Here is a 20,655-nt window from a genome sequence, read left to right on the forward strand (position 1 = left end):
AGGTTGCGAAAGCCAATTTCGCAACCTTCGACGTAGCCATCGAGGCCTAAGCAGAAGGTGGCGTGGCGGGCGCGGGGGGGCGTGAGTGGCGATTCGGGTTCTAACCCTCTTTGCCACTCACGACCCCCGCACCGACCACGCCACCTGGAGCGAACACGCGCGTATCTCACCTGGAGATGTTCTCCTCACGCCTGATCGCCGCTGTCCGGCAAAACCGGTCAGCGATTGGTGAAAAGATCAATGACGTCGCTGGACGGCCGATATTTCACATAGGTGCAGCTCTCGAAAGCACCTGCCCACTTACCCATCACGCAAAATCCCTCAGCAGCGGCGTAATTGGCGAACTTACCTCGGTGGACCAGATCCTCGGCAGAACTAGCGGGAGCCATCACGACCAACGCCGAGAAGGCGAACAAGAGCACACCAAGAGATTTCTTGACCATCACCACTCCGATATCGTCAATGAGCACACTCGACCAGGATATTTCGGCGAAAGCATGCCGAAAGCGCCGGTCACACTATAGGAGACTTTATGCCCCGCACGCTTCTTGGAGGGCTTTCACTCACGAAGAAGGAGCACCCAAGTGGGCCGTGAGTGGCAAGTGTCGTTAGAACGACACTTGCCACTCACGACACCGGCTAGACCGTACCCCCCACGAACGTGCTCGGTCGCGCCCAGCCGACCTCCCCGACCAGCATCCTGGCGACGGAATCGGCGCTGTAGAGGTTCGCTTCGAAGCTCTGGTTCGTCTGTGCCAGCTGGAAGGCGATCAGATCCCTCGCCGCCGTATAGCGTTCCTCGTGCGCCTCGTGGATCCGCGGCTTCTCCGGGCCGTCGAACTCCAGCGGAGGCTGGTGATACCGCTTCATGATCTGCTCCGCCTGGGTGAACAACTCGACGACTTCCGGGGCGGAGGGATCCCACTGAGCGATTTCCTGGCGCGCGGTCGCGAGCAGGTCCTCACGCCGTGGCAGAGGATTGTCGGGCTTCGAATAGGCCTCCGGACCGTAGAGCCCGGAGAGTTCACGCTGCCCGTCCACCCGGAACCGGGCGAGACCATTCTCCTCATGCCCCTCCGGCCGCGTGATCACCTCGACCTCCACCCGCGCCAGCACCTGCTCCAGCGTGATCGTCACCACCTCTTCGGGGTGCTGCGCCAGCCGCAGGCGGGCCCTCTCCTTGACGAGAGCTTCCACCTTCGCGGCACCTTCCAACGCCTGTCCTGCGGCGAAGACCGCTCCACGGACCCGAGGCAAGGCGTCCGGGCTCGCCTGGACCGCCGCGTCGACGAACCCGTCGACCATCAGGTACAAGGACGCTTTCCCGTTATAGGTCAGATTGCCGTCCTCGTCGAGCCGATCCGTGAGGTTCACCCGGGCGTTCCCGCGTGCTTGCGCGACCTCCCACTTGGTGAGGCCGACGCCGGTGAGCTCCGCCAGCGCTTCGTCCTTGTACCTGAAGCCGTCCGGCCCACTGACCGAATCCATGGACTCGACCCAGGCACGCACCCAGTCCACTCGAAGCTGAGCGGCTTCATTCACCATAAGCCAGAGTTCGTCCGGTAGCCGACGCCGTACGCCGGAGCGCTCCAGCCACGCGAAATTATGCTGCTGGACGGCTTCGGCCCACGTCCCCGCACGCGATTCGCCGGGTGCGGGCGGCCGCCATTCGAGCAACACGGCAGGTGGGACAGTTCCATCCAGCAGCCAGCCAGGAGCGGATTCCGACTCCGGCATCGGCGCCAGGTGGCCGGCCTGTGACACCGGAATCGACGGCCCCGACGACGAGCTCGCCGCGAACGGCTGCCCTGGCCCTTCGAGAGCGCCGGCCATGGGCTGGACCGGACCCCCTTGCGCGATTCCCTCGCTGTTCGGCACCAAGGCGGCGAAGACGCGGGTGATCTGGTCAAGATCACGAGTGGCCAAGCTCTTCTGGCCGAAATCTCCCTCGGCCAGGTCGAACTTCACGTGAGCGACGGCCGGATGCTCATTCTTGAGCGCGTGAACGACGTCGATCGGCATGCGACGCGCACCCTCTGCCGGCAAGCTGTAGTGCTTCGACAGCTCTGACGCCTCGCTTCGCGCGAGCTTTTGGATCCCTGCTGCGAGTTCCTTCCCCCAAGACATTCCGTCGCCCTCGTCCTTTCCGCCGACGGTGATCCGGATCCGCACGGGTTCCGCGCCACTGATCACCCGCCAGACTGAGGCGCGCACGGCGGTGCGGACAGCCGCCTGCACGTTCTTCGGCAGGACATTTCCCGCGTCACGCGTGATCTTTCTCTGCGAGATGTGCTCGACCGCCAAGTCCGCCAAGGCGAGCTTCGGTGGCCGCGTCCCGTCCGCCCGGACCAGATGGCTGCGGGCGTCCAGTGCGGCACCCGCGATCTTGCCGCCGAGGTACACCACACTGGTAGGAGCGATGATCGCCCCATTGCCCCAGCGCGCCTTGACGGCTTCGATCAGCTTCTTGTTGTGTGCGACGTTGCAGGAAAGCAGCCGGAAAGGACGGTTCCGGTCAGGGTGGGCGCGCTGGTACGCGGAGGAGGCGAAGAAGGCATCCGCTGCCGTGTCCCCCGTCACCGTGAACCGATCCCCCAGGTCGTAGGGAAGAGCAGCGGGCAACGCCATCCAGACATTCGCCCGGCTGCCGTGCACGATCGTACGCCAGCTCGGCGCACCACCAGGCGTGAGATGCGGGTTGCCGGGTTTCGTGGGGAAGTGGAAATACCCGCCGCTCAAGAGCGGACCGGTCCGCGCGTCGACCGTCGCGAACCGGACCAGATCGACGTGGTCTCGCGGGAAGAACACCCCGTGAACCGCCGAGTCGGGAGTCTTCAAGGGGTGACTGACGAACTGTGCGGGCGTGGGCAGGACCGCCGGCACGCGGTCGAAGCCCTGCTCGGTGAGCCTGATCTGGCGGAGGCTCCTGAGCTCCACGGGGCCTCTCGCCGCGACGGTTGCCCGCGAATAGCCACCGCCCGCGAGGTCTGTCGTGAACTTCTCCAGCTCGCTGAGCCTGCCCTCGACCGGGATCAGGAACGGGGTTCGCTCATCCTGCGGCCAAGACTGGCCGTCCGCCTCTCTTCCCAAGGCCACACGCAGTTCCATACTGTCACGCAACGCCAATCCCGGTTCTCCGATGGCGGGTTCGCCGTCGGAGCGCTTCAGGTGGATCCGGCCGGCGTCGGCAGGCTTCACAAAGATCGGAAGGGCGTTGTGCCAGGGAGTTTCCACCTTCTGGCCGTCCGGCCCCAGAACCACCTGCCCCATGGTCGAGGCCGCGCCGCCTGCCCAGGCCTGAACCTGTCGCAACGCGATCTCGTCCCCCTCATGCCGGACGAAAAGCGCAGCGGGCAGCCTGTCTGGGCCGAAGACCAGTTCGGTTCTGACCCGGTCCGCGAACAACCCTGAGACCAGCTGGAACCCGCTCGACGCGTCGCTGTTCGTGGCATACACGGAGTTGAACAAGCCATGGGCCGCCAACGTCGCGCTCACATCGAACCGGATCCCACCGGGCCGAGCCTCCCTCGCGTCGAAGTCGCCCACGAGCACCACAGGTTTGCGCGCGTCCGAGGCCAGTACCTGCCGTGCGCCCGGTACCGAAAGGAACAGCTCCGCGATCTCCCGTCCACCGAGCGGAAGCCGGACGTCGCGTGACCGCACGGCGACGTGGGCCACCGTGTCGTCACCGGGTACCACCATCACCAGCGGGGCAGGCTCGGAGCGAGCCGTCCCCCATTTCGCCGTGACCGCCGCGGCGATCTTCCGCGCCGTGGCCGTGGCGGGGGCCCCTGCCGTCCCGGACAGGGTGAACACGTCAGGCCCGGCCGAGAGCTCAAGATCGGGGAGCGGCGCGACCAGGCTGTAGCCGACCCGCGGAGACTGCGGGAACCTGAGACCTCCTTCGGCCATCACGTAGCGCCCCTGATAGCTGACCAGTTGCACCGGCCTGACCATGCCGATGAGGGCGTTGAGGAACTCACCGACCCTCTGATCGGATACCGTCTGGTTCTCCGAGGAGAGAACAATGATGGGCCGTCGCACCGGTTCTCGCAGATAGCGCTGGAAGGCCTCGCTGTCGTGAAGGCGGCGCATGGTCTCCGCCGGAGTGAGAATTTCCGGGCCTACCCCGAACCCGGATCCACGCGGCCAGAGCCTGAGCACGAGCGGAGACGGACGATGGTCGGTGACGAGCGGCGCCCAAGGGGCGAACTCGACTTGGGTTTCCCCATATTGGTTGATTTCCCGCCGGATCATTCTCAGCGAATGCGGAGTCGCGTTCGCCCATGAACCGCTCACCACGGCCGCGTCCACGTCGTCCGGCAGCAAGGAGATCAGGTTTTCCTCACCGTACAGATTCCGTGCGGCGAACACGGAATCACCGGCATGGGTGGCCGCGTTCGTTCCGAGGACGAGCGCCCCGCGGTCTGCGTCGGCTCCTCGGTGGTAATCACTGATACGACCGTTGGGCAGGATACGCACGCTCCTGTTCGGCAGGCGCGTGATAACCGAGATTTCAGCCAGCGAGGGTATGTCGCGCAGAGCGGCCTGAAGGCTGAACATCTCGGCCTGCGTCACATCGCAGGCGAACAGCTCGATCTGCTCGATGGCCCCCCAGGACACAAGCTCGGCGGGTACGCGGGCAAGCACCTCTGCGAGCTCACGCGAACTGTGCGGCACCAGGCTCCCATCGGCTCGGGGGAGTCCCCATCGACCCGCCCGATGATGAACGACCAAGGGAAGCGCGTGACTTGCGGCCGGGGCAACGGCCCGGCTGACGTGGGTGAGGTAGAGAGGACTGACGAAAGCGACACCGGTGTTGTGCTCCAACGCCAGGGCGGCGACCCTGCCCCCGGCAGGCGAGGAAAGGGTGAACAGGCCCTTCGACGGTACCGGGGCACCACCCAGTCGTGGCATGCCGACGACATCGCCCAGCAGTCTGGCCGTTTCCTCGAGTTCTTTCAGCTCGACGCGGGCCATCAATCCGGAGGCGATCAGCTCCACAGCCCCCTCATAGCGCAAGCGATGTGCTCGGTGCAGCGGCGGTTCCTGGCCGGCGAACACGCGTGGAGGCTGGTTGTACCGGTTCATGATCTCCCTGGCTTTGGCGAAGACCGGTTCGTCCGGCTTCGTCAGCGCCAGCCTTTCCCGTGCCTGGCTCAAAAGCCCCGCGTGGCCGGGCCAGGGGTCGTTCGGATCGGTGAACGCTTCGGGCCCATACAACCCGGCCAGGGCACGTTGCCCGTCGACACGAAGCCGCACCTTGCCGATCTCGACGTCACGCCACGGGCGGGTGATCACGGAGATCGAGATCTGCCCCGAAAGCTGCTTAGCCGTCAGTGGCACGGCACCCGCGGGGTACTCCTCCAGCCGTTGTTCGACTGTCTTCTTCACCTGTGAACGCACCAAGTTCGCCCAGCCGGATTGGCCCTTCGGGACGACCACCTCACCACGTACTCGAGGCAGCTCGCCAGGATGGGCGCGCGCGGCGGCGTCGACGAAACCCTCCACCATCAGGTGGATATGGCTACGCGCCTCCTCGGGCAGCTCACCACGGCCGAAGTCGAGCCTGGTCTCGTAAGCAATCCTCGCCCGGTGCCAGGCCAGCTGGGCCCCCGCCGGGTTCAAGGCGAAGCCGGACAGCTGCTGTATTTCATCCCGGCCATACGGGCCCGTCGGTGTCAGGTCGTCGGCCGGGGCCAGTCGCGGGCGTTCGGCATGGGCCATTTCCTGCGCCCAGTCGCCTGCCCAGTTCAGCGGGGTCGAATCCGGATCCAGAATGAGCTGCATCCGCACCAGTTCCCAGATTTCCGTTGGCAACCCGAGGATTTCCGTCCCCGTGGACAGGAAGTCGTCGAAGCGGGCCTGGTTGACGATACTGCGGTTCCGCACGTACTCGTTCAGCGTGCTCGGTTCCGCGCCGTCGAGGAACGGCCGCCAGGCAAGCACGTCCGGCGGCGTGAGCGTCCGGCCGAAGGCGGTCGGCTCGCGTCCCACGAGCCCGCTCAACGGGGTGGGCCTGGTCCCGGTCACCGTGCCCTGGGAATCGACCTCGACCCGCCCATGCCATCGGGAGAGATGTACGGCGGTGGACAAGGCCGTGCGGAAGCTCGCGAAGAAATCCCTGACGGACTCACGGGCCGATTTCGCGAGCGTGAGGGTTCCGTCCGGCAGACCGGGCATGTCACCGGTGACGACGGTGCCCTCAGGCAGGAAATGGACCCGCTCTCCCAAGAAGTAGGCCTCGACCTTGAGATGCGACAAAGCGGGTATCTCGGCAAGCCCGGCCTGGAGCCTTCCTGGCGCCTCCTTGGGAAGGTCACAAGCGTAGAGCACGACACGGGAGAACTTCTGCCATTCGATCAGCCTCGCCGGCATGCTGGCGAGGCTCTCGGCCAGCTCCCGATAGCCGGCCGAGCCACGCTGACCGGCGGAATCCGGGAGACTGAACCGGCCGTCCCTGTGGTGCACCACAACGGGAACGGAATCGTCCGTGCGTTCGGCGAATGCCTTCACGACGTTGCCGAAGAAACGCGGGTCGACGAAGGCCACACCGGTGTTCCGCGGCAGCGCCAACGCGGCCACCTCGCGATCGGCGGACGGACGTCCGGTGATGACACGACTCAGGGTCGGTACCCCGTCGATCCGGCTCGGTCGTGGCCACCCGACGTCCGGTACCAAGTTTTCGGCGACTCTCACGGCCAGAACCGCAGACCTGGGATCCGAGCTGTACAGCATCCACGCGATCAACTCCGTTGCCGCGAGGTGACGTTCCCGGTGAGCCTGGTGCATACGTGGCGGCAGACCAGCGAACTCCTGAGGCGGCTGGTGGAACCTGTCCATGATTTCCCGTGCCCGGCTGAACTCCGGGCTGTTCCGGTCCACTCTCGCGAGCTGTTTCCGCGTCACCGCGACAAACGTCTTGACCCGAGGAAGCGGGGTCTTCGGGTCGGAATAGGCCGACGGACCGTACAGCCCGTTCAGCTCACGTTGCCCGTCGACCCGGACCTCGACGACTCCGATCCGCGGGTCCTCGTCGGCAAGGGTGAGCGCGTGGACGGAGACACGTTCCGACAGCTGCTTCGCCGACGTCGTCACCGTGTTCTTCGGGTATTGGGCCAACCTGGCGTTGATCGTCGAGTCGATCCGGGCGAGCAGGCTGGTCACGGTCACGGCCCCCAGAGAACGCGGACCGACGAACACCTCACCTCGTATCGAGGGTAAGGACTCCGGTCGCGCCTGTACCGCGGCGTCGACGAAGCCCTCGACCATGAGCTTGATCATGCGCGAAGCCGGTTCGTGAAGAGTGCCGAAATCGGTCGTCCGCGTCTCCAAGTAGGCCCGCGCTCGCCCCTTCGCCGCCCCAATCTCCCAGGGACTCAGGACGTTTCCAGAGGCCTCCGCCGCTCGCTCGTCTCCGAGCTGATGCACGCTCGGGGATCCGGCCCAGTTCCTCGCCAGTTCCGGCGGCACCGCGTCGAGTTCGAGCTGGTCCTGCACCAGCTTCCACAGCTCGACGGGCATCGGCGTGGGGTTGTTCTTACCCATCAACAGCTTGAGGTTCTTGTCGTTGACGAGGCTGATGTCCCGCACCTCGTCCGCCAGGGTCTTTCCCGCCGGCGACGGTGTCCAGTTGACCAGGTCCGCCAAGGCGGCCGGTCCCCCATCCGAGGTTTCCGAAGTGCCGACGCGACCGTCGGAATGGAGATGGATCCGCCCGTCCCGCCAGGAAGCGATGGAAAGGTGCGTGCCGACCGCCCAGGAGAAGAGCGTGCCGGGGAGATCGGCCACCGACGCCAACGTGGTCTTTCCCGGCAGCATCGAAGCGAGGAGAGCCTGAGAGTTCCTCGCGTTCGCGTACGGGGTGCCCCGGCCGTCGTGCACCGTGACCAGGTCGCTGCTCGCGGCCGGACCGGTCGCCTGCCGCACTACCGCGGGAACATGCTCCGGCCCGCTCTCTTGCCGGGCCTTGCCCTTCCCGGAGACGGTGTCCCGGTGCGGGAAGAGCGACTCAGGAGCCGAGACCTCGTGCTCGGCCACCCACGAGACGAACTCCTGGGGAGTCAGCTCGAGCTGCCGGGGCGCCGACTCCACCGCGAACAGCGGCCCGTCATCCGACAGCACGGCCCGGACCCGCACGGGGCCACCGGCGGAATCGAACATCCGCCCCTCGGGACCGGCCAGCCGCTCCCACAATCCGGCCAGCGCGTCGCCGTCCGGCAACCGCGACGCCACGTCGACCATCCGCTCGGATCCCGTGGACCTCGACGAACCGGCTTCGCTCGCCTGCCCGGCTCGATCATCGCGCGGCGCACCGCCCAGAAGCCTGCTTTCCCGGGGCCAGCCCACGGCGGCGACCAAGGCCCGGGCTCGTGATTCCGCCGCCCATACCTCTTCGCCCGGAATGATGGGCACCACCCGAACCAGATCCCAGGCGACGAGATCGGTGGCGGCCCGGCGACGCTCCCGATGCGCCTGGTGCAACCGAGGGGGTTCCTGGTCGGCGAACACGCGAGGCGGCTGGTGGTACTTGTTCATGATCTCGCGCGCCTGAGCGAACGCTGGATGGTCCTCGGCGAGCCCGGCGAGTGCCTTCCGCGCCTCTGCCAAGTCCGTCTGGTGCGTGGGCAGCGGGTTGGCCGGGTCGGTGTACATCTCGGGGCCGTAGAGTCCGGACAGCCTTCGCTGCCCTTCCACTCGCACCTGGACGACGCCGATCCGAGCGTCACCTTCGGGCCTGGTGACCGCGGTGATGGACACACGGGCGAGCAACTGCTCGACCGACAACGACCTCACGGGCGCCGGATACTGCTGTAGCCGGGAATCGATCTTTTGCCCGGCCGTCGTCCGCAGATGGGACACCCCGGTGGACGAGCCCGGTGCGACGAAGACCGCCACCTGGATTTTCGGAAGTACCCGTGGGGGCGGCTGCAACGCGGCGTCGACGAATCCGTCGATCATCAGGCCGATGGAGAAGTGCCGGTCGATTCCGTCGAGCTCACCACTGGCGCTCAGGCGGGTTTCGAAGGTGGTTCGCGCGCGATTCCATGCCTGCTGCACTTCGGAGGCGTTCAGCAACCCTCCCGAAGCCGCCGCGACACCGTACGTCCCGCCGAACCGTGCTTGGAGCGGCTGGCGTGGGCTCATGTTCTCGGCCCAGGCCCGTGCCCAGCTCGCCGGTGTCCCGCCGTTCCTGAGGTGTTCTCGTACCATCTCCCAAAGTTCGAGAGGCATCATGGCCAGCGCGTTGGGCCCGATGAAGCCGTCGAAGTTGCGCTGTCCAGCGATGGTGTGGTTCTCCGCCACGTATGCGTCGAGGGTGCGCGGCCCCGGCATACCCGGAAACGGTGGCTGCCACCCGATCACATCGGCGGGCGGAGGCGGCTCTTCCGGCGTCGTGGAAGCCGCGGCCCTCGACGAACCGGCTTCCGTCGACGGACCAGGCTGGTCGGCCCGCGGCGCCCCACCCACGACTCCGCCTCGCCGGGGCCAGCCCACCGCCGGGACCAGGTCACGCGCGCGCTCGATCGCGGCCTGCTCGCCATTCCAGAGCAGTTCCCAAGCGACCAGGTCCGTGGCGGCCCAATGACGTTCCCGGTGTGCCTGGTGCACCCGCGACGGCTCCCGCTCCACGAAGACACGGGGAGGCTGGTGCAGTCGATTCATGATCTCTCCGGCCCGGGCGAGGATCGGAGCACCGTCGGCCAGCCGCGCGAGATCCGCACGCGCCTGGTCCAGCTCCTTCCAGTGGCGACTCGGGTGATCGCCCGGCAGGGAATAGGCCTCGGGACCGTAGAGACCACTCAGCGCACGCTGCCCCTCCACATGGACCTGCACGACACCGATCTGCGGATCGCCCTCGGGACGGGTGAGCGCGGAGACCGACACCTGGGCGAGCAGCTGGTCCGCCGTGACCGTCACCACGCCAGGCGGATAGCTGCTCAGTCGCAGCCGGATCCGGGACTCGACCACCGCGCCGAGCCCGTCGGTACCGGCCAGGGAACCCGGCGCCACGAACACCGCGCTCCGCACTCGCGGCAACGAGTCCGGCGGCGCCTGAACCGCGGCGTCGACGAACCCGTCCACCATGTACTCGATACGAACCCTGTCCTCCGCGGGGATCGCGTGGTGATCGTCCAGGCGGGTCTCCTGCGAAACCCTCGCGCGGCCCCACGCCTGCGCGACCTCCCAGGCGTTCACCACGTGACCCGACTCCCGGGCGAAGGTGTCCGCCTCGTGGAAGCTTCCCAAGGGGTGGTGGGGAGAACCCGTGCCTTCGAGCCAGGCGCGGACCCAGCTCTCCGGCATGGGCTCGCTCACGCGGTCCCGAACCTCCGGCGACTCGCCGCCCCCTAACCTGGCGACCAAACGGCTGATCAGGTCGGAGACCACCAACTGGCGCGCGTGCCCGAGCAGTGTGCTTCCGGAGTCCCCGGGACGCCAAGTGAGGAACTCGGCCGGGGGAACCCCGTCCTCCCCGAACCGCGCCACCGACAACCCCGGATCGGCCGAAGCCGGGTCGGCCAGGACCGGGACGATGGCGCTCGGCGGAGTCAGCGAAAGCGTCCCCTCCGGCAACGCGCGCTGATCACCGAAAAGCACATCGCTGTCCGGCGTGATGTGAATGCGCGTGTTGAGCTTGATCGCTTCGACATCGAGGTGTGCCAGCACCGGAAGCTTCACCAAGGCGGCCTTGAGCTTGCTCAAGCTCTCGTTCGTCAGATCGCAGGCGAAGAGGGAGACCTTCGAGAATCGATCCCACGTCACCAGGCTCAGCGGCTGGCTCGCGAGCGCCTCGGCGAACTGGAAGGGGTCATGGGGGATCTCCCGCTTCCGCGCGTCCGGCAGGAAGAACCGGCCATCGCGGTGGTGAACGGCCACCGGGATCCGGTCGTCCGGGTGGTTTTCGAAGACCCCCGTCAGGTTGCGAGTGAAAGCCGGGTCGACGAAAGCCACACCCAGGTTGAGCGGCAAGGGCAGAGCGGTGATCTCGTCGGCCGGTCGCCGGACCGGAGCGGCTTGGGCACCGAGTCCGCCCACCGTCAGATGCCCGTCCGAGGTGACGAGGAGCGGCGCCTTCCCCCGCTCGAACTCATGGCGCACGGTCGCACCCAGGTCGCGGCTCAACGCGGAACCGAGGAGCTCCAGATCCGCCCGGTCGCGTCCGGACAGCATGATCTCGTCGGCGTGGTTCCACGCGCTCCCCCGCAGCACCGCCGCCAGCTGGTGCGGCTGTGGCCGCTCGCCGTCCTTGGCCAGGACCAGCTCGAACATCCCCGGCCTCGCCGTGCCTGGCACCGGCCGGGAATCCCGCGCCCCCGCCCAGAGCCCCCCGCTGAACGGGACGGTCAGCAACGGCCCATGGGTCCGGGCCGCCGGGAAGAGGGAAAGAGGCGCCGCGAGGCCCTTTTCCGCCGCCCAGTCCCTGAAGGCGGCCGGATTCAGCTCGACCGGACGGCCTTCCGGGTCCGCGACGGCGAAGACCGGTCCGTCGGCGGACCTCCTCGCCTGAACGAACACCGCGAGTTCGGCACCGGCCAGCACGTGTCCCGCCCCGGCCGCGAGCCGCTCCCAGAACGCGGCCAGCTCGCCTCCGTCCGAAAGCCAGGAAGCCAGGGGAACCCGGGACGTGAGTTCACCCGGCCTCGACGGCACATCCGACGCGGGCAGCACTCCCTCCGCGACGTAACGGGCGTAAGCGTCCGCACGCGCGGCGTGCGTCTCCAGGCCGACACCGGCCAAGACGGCGAACTGCTGCATCGCGTTCGCCCACTGTTCGCTGAGGCCGTGCCAGGCCTTCGGGTCCTGCCGCTCCCGGCCGGCCAGGTCGGCAGTCGTATCGAGCGCCTTGAGCAGTGTCTCTTTGACTCCCCTCGCCGACTTGACGAGCTGTGCCTCCCGCGCGGGCTGAACCTCCAGCCCGGCGTAGCGGTCGCCGTCGTTGAGGAACCTGGTGACCCCTGCGACGCCGAGCACGATCAGACCGGTGAGCAGGGGCACTCTCGCCCGCAGGGCCGAGTTCACCGCGGCTCCGGCCGGGGTCCGGCGATCCGGTTCGAGTTCGCCTGCCGCGTACAGCGCTTCCTTCAGCGCGTCCGGATTGGCGAGCAGAGCGTGGAAAGCCGGGTGCTGCAGCAGGAAGTCGCGCCCCACCCGCGGCAGGTTCACCGTGGAAAGGTGGGCCAGCCGGGACAGGAGCGCCTCGTCCTTTTGCGGGCCCAGACCGGCGAAAAGGCCTCCCTCGCGGAACGGGTTGTTCTCCTCCTCCGCCTGCTGGGCAAGGGTGTCCAGCAGGCGTCCGAAGGTCTCCGGGAACACCGGCCGGATCGTCTGCCGGTGTGTGACGCCGTCGATGTCGACCTCACGAACCGGAATGTTCCCGGTGGTGAACATCGCCCCGCGGACCATGTCGAGGACTTGGCGGGCGATCGGCGCGGGGACGTTGTCGAGCGCGGTCTCAAGGCGCTGGAAGCGCTCGTCGACCTCCACCCGGACGGCGGGCCGGTCGGTCGTTCCGCCCAAGGCGGCGAATTCCTTGCGCAGGATCTTGAGATCCTTCTCCCGGCTCACGGCGCGATGCACGGAGGTGGCGTCGCTTCGCGCCTCGCCGGCCGGATTCCTGGCACTCGCGGCTTTGACCGTCCGGTCACTGGCGAACGTGGACGTCCGGCTGATGGCGGTGGGCACCCTGATCGCGATCGACGGGATGCCCGGCGCGAGCCCGCCGCGGGTCCCCGCGGGCGGCTCCAGACCGAGCGCCGCCAGCCCCGCGCGGTCGACGAGCAGATCGATCCGGCCATCCGGGCCGATCCGGAGGGGTTTGCCCTCCTTCCCGTTGGCCTGCTTGAAGATCATCGTGAAATCCGGGACCGCGCTGACCCAGAAGACACCATCGCCCCGGCCTTCCGGGGTCCCGCCGATTTCGATCGGGACCTCTTCGGCGGGAGCTCCGAACTGCCGTTCCTTGCCGAGTTCCCCGACCAGCCCCGAGACAGGCCCACCGAGCAGCCCGCCCGAGACCGTGCCCTCGTGCGAGCGCTCGACGGTGGCCCTCGTCGCGGCGTCGCGGCCGACGGTCAGCGACGCGCCCTCGATCTCCCGGACGAGGTACCGGTCCCCCAGATCCAGCTTGATCCTGACGGAGTCGATGGTCGTACGGCTGCCCACGTCGACGAGGTAGCCGTCCTCGGACAGCAAGGACGGCAGGCGTCGTCCCAGCAAGGGCGCCTGCGTGGCGACCAGGACGGCGAACGTGCGCTCCGCGTTCATGCTTTCGACGGTCTTGTGGATCTCCGCGTAGAGTTTCGGCGCCTCGACGGGGAACCCCCAGAGCGCCGCGTCGTCCGGCCAGGAGGCACCGCGCCCGTCGTCGGCCCAATGCTCGCGCAGAGAGCCGGTCATGGTAGGCGAGGGAGAGCCGCTGTCGGTCAGGAAGGCGGGCAGCGTGGAGCGCACCACGGCGTCCAAGGTCGACGGACTCAGCTTTTCGATTTCCCGCACGTGCTGATGGCGGATACCCGGCACGTGGCGGGCATAGACCCCGGACCTGGCCCAGGGATGGACCTCCACCCAGACCTCGAGATCGTGGGTCCGCTGCGTCGCTTTGCCGTTCCAGGCGAATTTGACGGTCGTGGCGGCGGCCCGCTCAGGTCCGCGGAAGGTCGTCCGCGCTCCCTGCAACCCGGCGTGCGGCGCGATCGCTTGGTCCAGTCCGAGTTTCGACGACCCGGTGAACTCCGGAATCGGCAGCTTCGGCGTGCCCTCCGCGGTAACGCCGTAGGACTTCTCCCAGGCGACGCCGTCACGGTGCCGCGTCGTCGTCGTACTGGACGACTCGACGCGGTAGTCGAAGCCGGCCGGATTCTCCTGGCCATGCGGCAACCTGGCCTTCAGTACCAATACTTGTTCGAACTTTCCCGAGTCGAGGAACCGCCTCCCGAACCGCACGGCGCCACCACGGAGCATGGCGCGCACGGTGTCGCCGAAGCCGCCGAGCGCGAGGTGCGTCCCGAGACTTCCCAGCATTTCGTCGTGCAGTTCCCTGAATTCGCGCTGGACCTTCGGCTCGGTGATCTTGGCTTCCCAGGCGCGCAATTCCGTCGTCAGGTTCGCGATCAGCCGGGGCACCACCGACGAGTCCGCCGGGTCGAGATCACCAAGGATGTCTTCGGGGCCGTTACCGGACGAGGACCGAGCCTGAGTCCCGGCGGAGAGAGCCTTCTGGTCGTCCGGGTGCAGCTTCTTGAGTTCAGCGGGCGGGAGTTCGCCGATCTCGGCGAGCGCCGACGCGGGAACCCAGCGGAGTTCCGCCATCGGGACGTACTTCTCCAGCGACCGGCTCTTCGCCTCTCCGGTGTGCCGTCCGCCGAGCATGCCGGTACGCCCTTCGAGCACCGACAGCGTCAAGTGGTGCCGGTGATCCCAGGCCACGAGGTAGGCGCGTTCGGTCGTCTCACGGCGGGTCTCGTCCACCACTGTTTCGGAGCCTTCGTCGCTCCGCTCGCGCGCCAGTCCTCCCTTGGCCTGGGCACCGACGGTCGCCAGGCCACCCGTGGGCACCGTGGCCTTGGCGGACGCTTCAGCGCCGAGTTTTCTGCGTTCCTCGGGGGAGAGTTCCGTCGTCGTCCGCGTCGTGTCGGCGAAGACATGCGCGTCGTCCAGCCGGAGAATCTGCGGCTCCAGGAGATCCGTCTTCAGTTCCGCGGTGCCGTGCAGGTCGCGGCTACCAGTCGCGAAGAAGCCACCTTCGTTGAAGCTGTCCAACGGAAGCACGTCGGATTTGGCGGTCAGCGGCAGCCTGGCCTGGCGTGCGGCGTGGCCGGCCCAGGTTTCGATCTTCTGCTGCGAGGCGTCGCGCGCGGACTCACCCTCGTGGTGAATCCCGAGCGGTGTGGGCTTTTCCCCGGCCGCGAGGTGCTTGACCGCGCCGGCGACCCGATCGCGGGTCCGGTCCGGTTCGGGCAGCAACCCCGAGAACCCTTCGATGATGGTCGCCGGGAAGTCCAGGAGGGCTTGCAGCGAGTCGAGCTCGGAGCGGACCGGCCGTCCTCCCGGCCTCAGCGCCGAAGTGTTCAACCCGGCTTGATCGCCCCAAGTGGTTTCGTCGAGATGCTCGATCCCCACCCCGACCCTGACCCCCCGCCGGGCCGGCGCCGCCACCTGGAGCCGTGCCTGGAGTCCGGGAATCGGTACCCCGGCTTCCGGATCCTCGAACTCGAGCTCCTTGTCGATGTTCGCCCAATCGGTGCCCACCCGGAAGTTGAGGGTCATCGGGTAGTTGAAGAGGTGGACGGCGTCCGCGCCGCCGGGCCAGCCCTGTTCCTTCCGGATTGCCTGGCCGACGTTCCAGGCCCGCTCGTGTTCCCGCGAAGCCGACACGGACCCGAGGATCGTCACCGGCCCGGCGTCCGCCTCGACCTCGATCGACAGCATGCCCTCCCGCAAGCGGGAACTGCTGACCTGTGAGGTCTCACCGACGGCCACCTTGCTCGCGAGCTCTTTCCACGTGGCCTGCTTGACGTAGTGTCCACGCCCTCGCGCCACCTGGGCGTCGATGAAGAGACTCCGCTCCCCGGGTAGCGGCATGCGCGTTCCGGCGACCAGTTCCCGTACTCGCCCGGGTTCGCCCAGCAGTGCGGCCAGGTCGTCCTGCACCGCCTGGCTCTGGTGGTCGGTGATCTCCTCCTCGCCCCGCAGCACGGCCGCCACGATGCCCGCGATGGTCTTCCGGTCGCTTTCGGCGATCTTCCAGTGCGATGCGGCCCTGTCTGGCACCTCTTTCACGGTCATCCCCGCTTTGGAGGACGCCTGGCCGTCACTGCCCGACCCGAAGGCCATGGAGGATTCCGAGTCCATCTGCCCCGCCTCGGCGAGATAGACGTGCACGGACCCGGGCACCACCAGTTCGTACACCCGGCCATCACGGGTCGACGGCCGCCGGCCCGCGCTGGAGCCCGAACCACGGCTGACCGGGCGATCGCCGGATTCCGGCATGATCGTCACGGCGAACGGGAAGTCCTCATCGTGCTTTTCGAACGCGCCGTGGAGCTGTTCGATCGATTCGTGTTCGAGGCTGGTGGCGTGGCTCTCCGAATCGGAGGCGGACCGCGCGTAGGAGGCGGTCACCGAAACCTTGGCGCCGACCAGGTCCGAGAGCGATTCACCGAATCCGCTCCCGAGCGATCCTCCCCATTCCCGCGTGCCGCTCCGCGCGTCCGTGTCGAGCGCGCTGCTCGACCGGCGATGACCGATCGAGCTCTGGCTGCCGCCCGCGTGGGAGGAATGCGGCCGCGACCCCGCTTCCGGTTTGTGCCTACGGACCAGGATTTCCAGCCGTTCACGGTGCCTGAACTCGAACGTCCGTTTCGCGAGACCGCCGGTGACGAGTTCCTTGCCGTGGTCGCCACCGAGGTTGTCCAGCCAGGTCTTGAGGGCGACGACCTCGCCGTCACGCCGTTCTTTGAGGTCGAGCTGTTCGACGATGGCGTCGAAGACCTTCTTCGTCCCCTTGAGTTCGACGTGCTTGATGCGTTTGTGCACTTCGGCGAAGTCGATCGCCCGCTGCCCGGAGGGCCTGCCGCCGACCGGAGCGGCCGGTGTCAGAGGTTCCGCGGGTGCGTTCTTGGGCCAGTCGAGTTCCAGGTCGAGGACCACGTCGTCGCCCGGGTCGCGCTCCCGCGTCCCCCGCGAGTGCCCCTTTTCGAAGACCTTGACCCGATACGTCACGTCATGCCGCGAGCGAGTGCCTTGCCGCTGTTCGGTCACGTCGAACGCGCTGCTCGACGTCCGCTTCGCCACGACGCCGCTCTGGGAAGCCGAGCCGATCCCCCGGAGCCCGCCGGAGACGGTCACCGGTCCGGCGGGAGCGCTGAAGCTCGTCGGATTCACCGGTGTCCGCTCGATCTGGTCGGCGGCCTGGATCGTTTTCGCCAGATGCTCGCTCGACGTCACCGATTCCGTCGTCCGGTCGATGGGATTCCGCGCCGTGTCGATGGCGTGCACCTCGACGGTGACGTTCAGCCGAGGGCTGATGTCCTGCTTCAGGCCGTCGAGAGTCGCGCCGAAATCCGCGAGCTTGGCGTCGGACAGGTTTTCCCGCACCCAGTCTTCGTACTTCGACACCTTGGCCAGGACGGCCGTCCGGATGGGTTCGAAATCCGGTACCGCGACCAAGGAAGGACGGACGAGCCGGGCGAACCCCGCCCGCGCCTCGGCGTCGCTTTCGATGAGCGTGGGCATCGAAGGCGAGAGCGGGAGGGTGCCGAGCGACGGGTTCGACCTCCGCCACAATCCTCGCGTGCCGCTGTCGGATCCCTGGGAACGCGGCCGCGACCCGGACGAGCCGCGGCGGTGGGTCGACAGCGGCGGCGGTGGGTCGGGATCCTTCTTGGGTTTCGGGGCTTCGGCGGGGCGATGCATCGAGTTGTACGGCTCGCTGGAGACGACCGACGTCGAGCCCGCCCGCGCCGGGTCGGGGTTGCGGAGCCCGCCGCCGTGGTCTCCGGCGGCGAGGGACAGCCCGTCCAGTACGGCCATGGTCTCGCGGGCGATGAACCGCTCCGTCTCGGGGGATGGCCCCATGATGCCCCGCACCGGCTCGCGTCGGGCGCCGGCGGTCGCATCGCGGTAGCCGTCCTTGCCGCCCGCGGCGTGGACGATCTCGTGGAGCATGGCGCCCGTACCGGAACCGAGGAACCACTCGACCTGGTTGGTCTCGCCCTCCCCGTTCTTGACGGTGACCGGAAGGCTCTCCCCGGAGTACCGGTCCCAGCCCTCCGCGAACCCGTCCGCGGCCACGGCTTCCAGGCGCAAGTGAGCGCGGTCGCCATTGCCGAGGCGCAGGAGGTGCGGATCGGTGGCGGCTTCGAGCGTGGCGAGTTCCTTTTGCAGCGACTCGATGAGGGTTTCCCGGGTCTTCTGATCGACGTCGTCGGAAACCAGGGCCAGCGGGACCGCGATCTCCCGGATCCAGGTCCCGTTGGCCACTTGGCCCCGCCGGACGGTGAACCGGATCTGCGTGATCCGGCCGCCCAGCTTGCCGTCCTCGCTCTCACCTTTGGCGTAGGGCTCGAAGCGCTCCGCCTTGTAGGGCGTCGCCGTCAGTGTCCCTCGCAGGTTTTCCCACTCCGCCCACTCCGCGCGGCCCATCCGCGCCGGGGGCTCCTCGCCGTGGATCGCGGTGTGCGGGGTCTCGTCGGCATAGGCGACCGGGATCAGCAACGCCTTGTCGGAATCGGCCTCGTCGCGGGTCTGTCCACGGTTTTCGTCGCGTCCGACGCCGGTGGCCGGACGTCCTGGCGCGTCGGCCGTGACCGAGGTCCGGGCCTCCGCCGCCCGTGCGATCGGTTCGGCGATCTTCCTGTCCGGTTCCAGCCGCGCGGGCGCCGGGCGGCTGGACGTGTCGGACGACTGAGCGGTGTGCGCGGCCGCCTCCGTGACCGGCTTGCCTTCGACCCGGGCAGGGGTCGCCGCGCCCGATCGTCCGCTCTGTGCCCCCGCGGTCTCGACCTTGGGCTCCGTGAGTTCTGTCTTCCCCTGCCTGGCAGGCAGGTCGCCGGTCGTTCGCTCGGGTGCGGATTTCTCTGGGAGGGTCGCGCGGTCGCTCGTCGTTGTTTCGGCGGCCGCCGGACGGGTGACCGCCGGCTGCGGCCGGTTCTGCGGGCTTTCCGCCGCGACCGGCGCGGGTTCGGAAACCGCAGGTGCTTCGGGAGCCGGCGCGGGCTCTGTGGTGGTGGTCGCGGGAGCGCTCTCGACGCGCTGCGGGCCGGTCGACGCCGTGTCGACGGCCTTCGCCTCGGGTACCTGTGCGGAAGTGGCCACGTCGGTGTCTCGCGCGGCCGCTGTTTCGGACGCGGCGCCGACATTCCGCTCCGGCGCGGCCCTGCCTGCTTCGGCACCGGAGGTCGTCTGCGCGGCGGCCGTGGCCGTGGAAGCCCCGGTGGTGGCGGCGGTGCTGGTCGTCGCGGTCGTGGCGGTATTCGTGCTGGACGTGGCGGTCGTGGCGCTGGACGTGGCGGTGGTGGTGCTCGCGGCGGTTGCAGGGCCGGCCGTCGTGGTAGTGGGGGTGGCGTGGCCACCGTTCACCGCACCCGGCTGCGGTTCCGCAGCCGTCGTGAGGAAGTGCGCCGTTGTCCCCTCTTCGGATAAAGCCGGGCTCGTGACGCCCGCCGACTCGTCCTTCTGCCCGATGTGGACTGTCGAACCCGTGTCGGCTGCCGAAACCGCCGTGACAGCGGAGTTCTCGTGGACCGCGGGGGTGAAGAGAGTGCCGAGCGCCTGCCCCGGCGTAGGCGAGGCCACGGGACGCTGTGCCGCATCGGCCGCGATCGCGTCCGCATAGGACGGTGGCGGTTCGAGGAAGAGCTGTTCCCCGGTGGTGACGCCGCCGTCGGCCTTGCCACCGGTTTTGACGTCGGCCGTGAAGTCGGTCTTGATGTCGGCGACGGGGACCTTCGCCTCGCTGCCGGTCTTGACGTCCGTCTTGACGTCGGCGGCCGGGATCGTGAACTCCACCGCCTTCGGCAAATGCCCCAGATCGACCAGCAGCGCGTCGAGGCGGCCACCAGCGCCACCACCGCCGCGGCCACCCCCGAACCCCGACAACGCCCCCAGCATTCCCAGCCACGGACTCGCGTGTGGCGAACCGGTCGCCAAGTTGATCACCGGCGCGGTGATGAACACGACGCCGACCTGCCCGATCCCGTACGACAGATGTCCCAGCGCCTCCACCGAGCCGGGGATCGCCCGCGGCGCCACCGCCAGCCGCTCCCCCGCCTCCTTCAGGGTCTCCAGCGTCACCCCCTCAGCCTTCATCCGCTCCGCCAGCAATCTCGCCGCTTCGTTGTCCCCCCACCCCGCCGCGGCACTCCGCGCCCACACCGCACCCGCGTGGAAGATCCCCGCGAACGCGCCACCCAGTGCCCCGCCACCGAACGAGCCCAGCAACGACTTGCCGTCCAGCTCGTCACGTTTGCCCGCCGCGATCTGACCGGTCTGGATCGACAGATCCAGACCACCCATGATCCCCGCGCCCGCCGCCGCGAACTTCACCGTATGCGGTGTCGCGGCCACCACTCCGGCACCGATCGCCTTCAGCAGGCGGATCGCGAGTTCCTGGTTGAGCTTCATCGTGACCAGCGCGTGCATCTTGGCCACCAGACCACGCCAGATCGCCATCAACGCCTGCCGCGCCGTCAACTGCGCCAGCCCCACGAACGCCGCACCGATCAACGTCGCCAGCAAATGAATGATCGTCGCCAGCGCCATCGCCGCCATCGCGATCATCATGACCTTGGCCTTCACCACATCCGCCGCCGCCGTCTTCGCCATCCCCGCCAGGCTCTCCGACGCCTCCCCCAACGCCTCGACCCCGGACACCACGTCACCACCCAGGTAGGACGCGAAAAACTCCCCAGTCTCCCCCACCAGCGCGGCCGGCACCCCCGCACCACCGGCCCGCACCGCCTCCCGATACTCCTCCGCGGCCGCCTCGAACTCACGCCACGCCCGCGCCAACTCGGCCAGCGCCGCGTCGTTACCCTCCGGCCAGGGCATCCCCAACGTCACCAAAAAGAAGGTCTGCAACTCGGCAGGCAACTTGACCGAACCACCCGACACTTCTCTCACCTCCCCTCAAAATCGTTGTGTGCCAGTACG

The 20,655-nt window shown here is 68.1% G+C and carries 2 protein-coding genes; both read right to left on the reverse strand.

All coding sequences use genetic code 11. The features are described 5' to 3' along the window. Nucleotides 1–218: 218 nt before the first annotated feature. Entirely contained in the window at nt 219–470 is a 252-nt protein-coding gene (locus ACOCEP_RS34410; protein WP_482333564.1) for a hypothetical protein, read from the reverse strand. A gap of 169 nt (nt 471–639) precedes the next feature. After that, complete coding sequence (locus ACOCEP_RS34415; protein ID WP_482333565.1) at nt 640–20,616, reverse strand: WXG100-like domain-containing protein; 19,977 nt, start codon at nt 20,614–20,616, stop codon at nt 640–642. Nucleotides 20,617–20,655: the final 39 nt, after the last annotated feature.

Source organism: Amycolatopsis sp. CA-211722 (assembly GCF_056828465.1).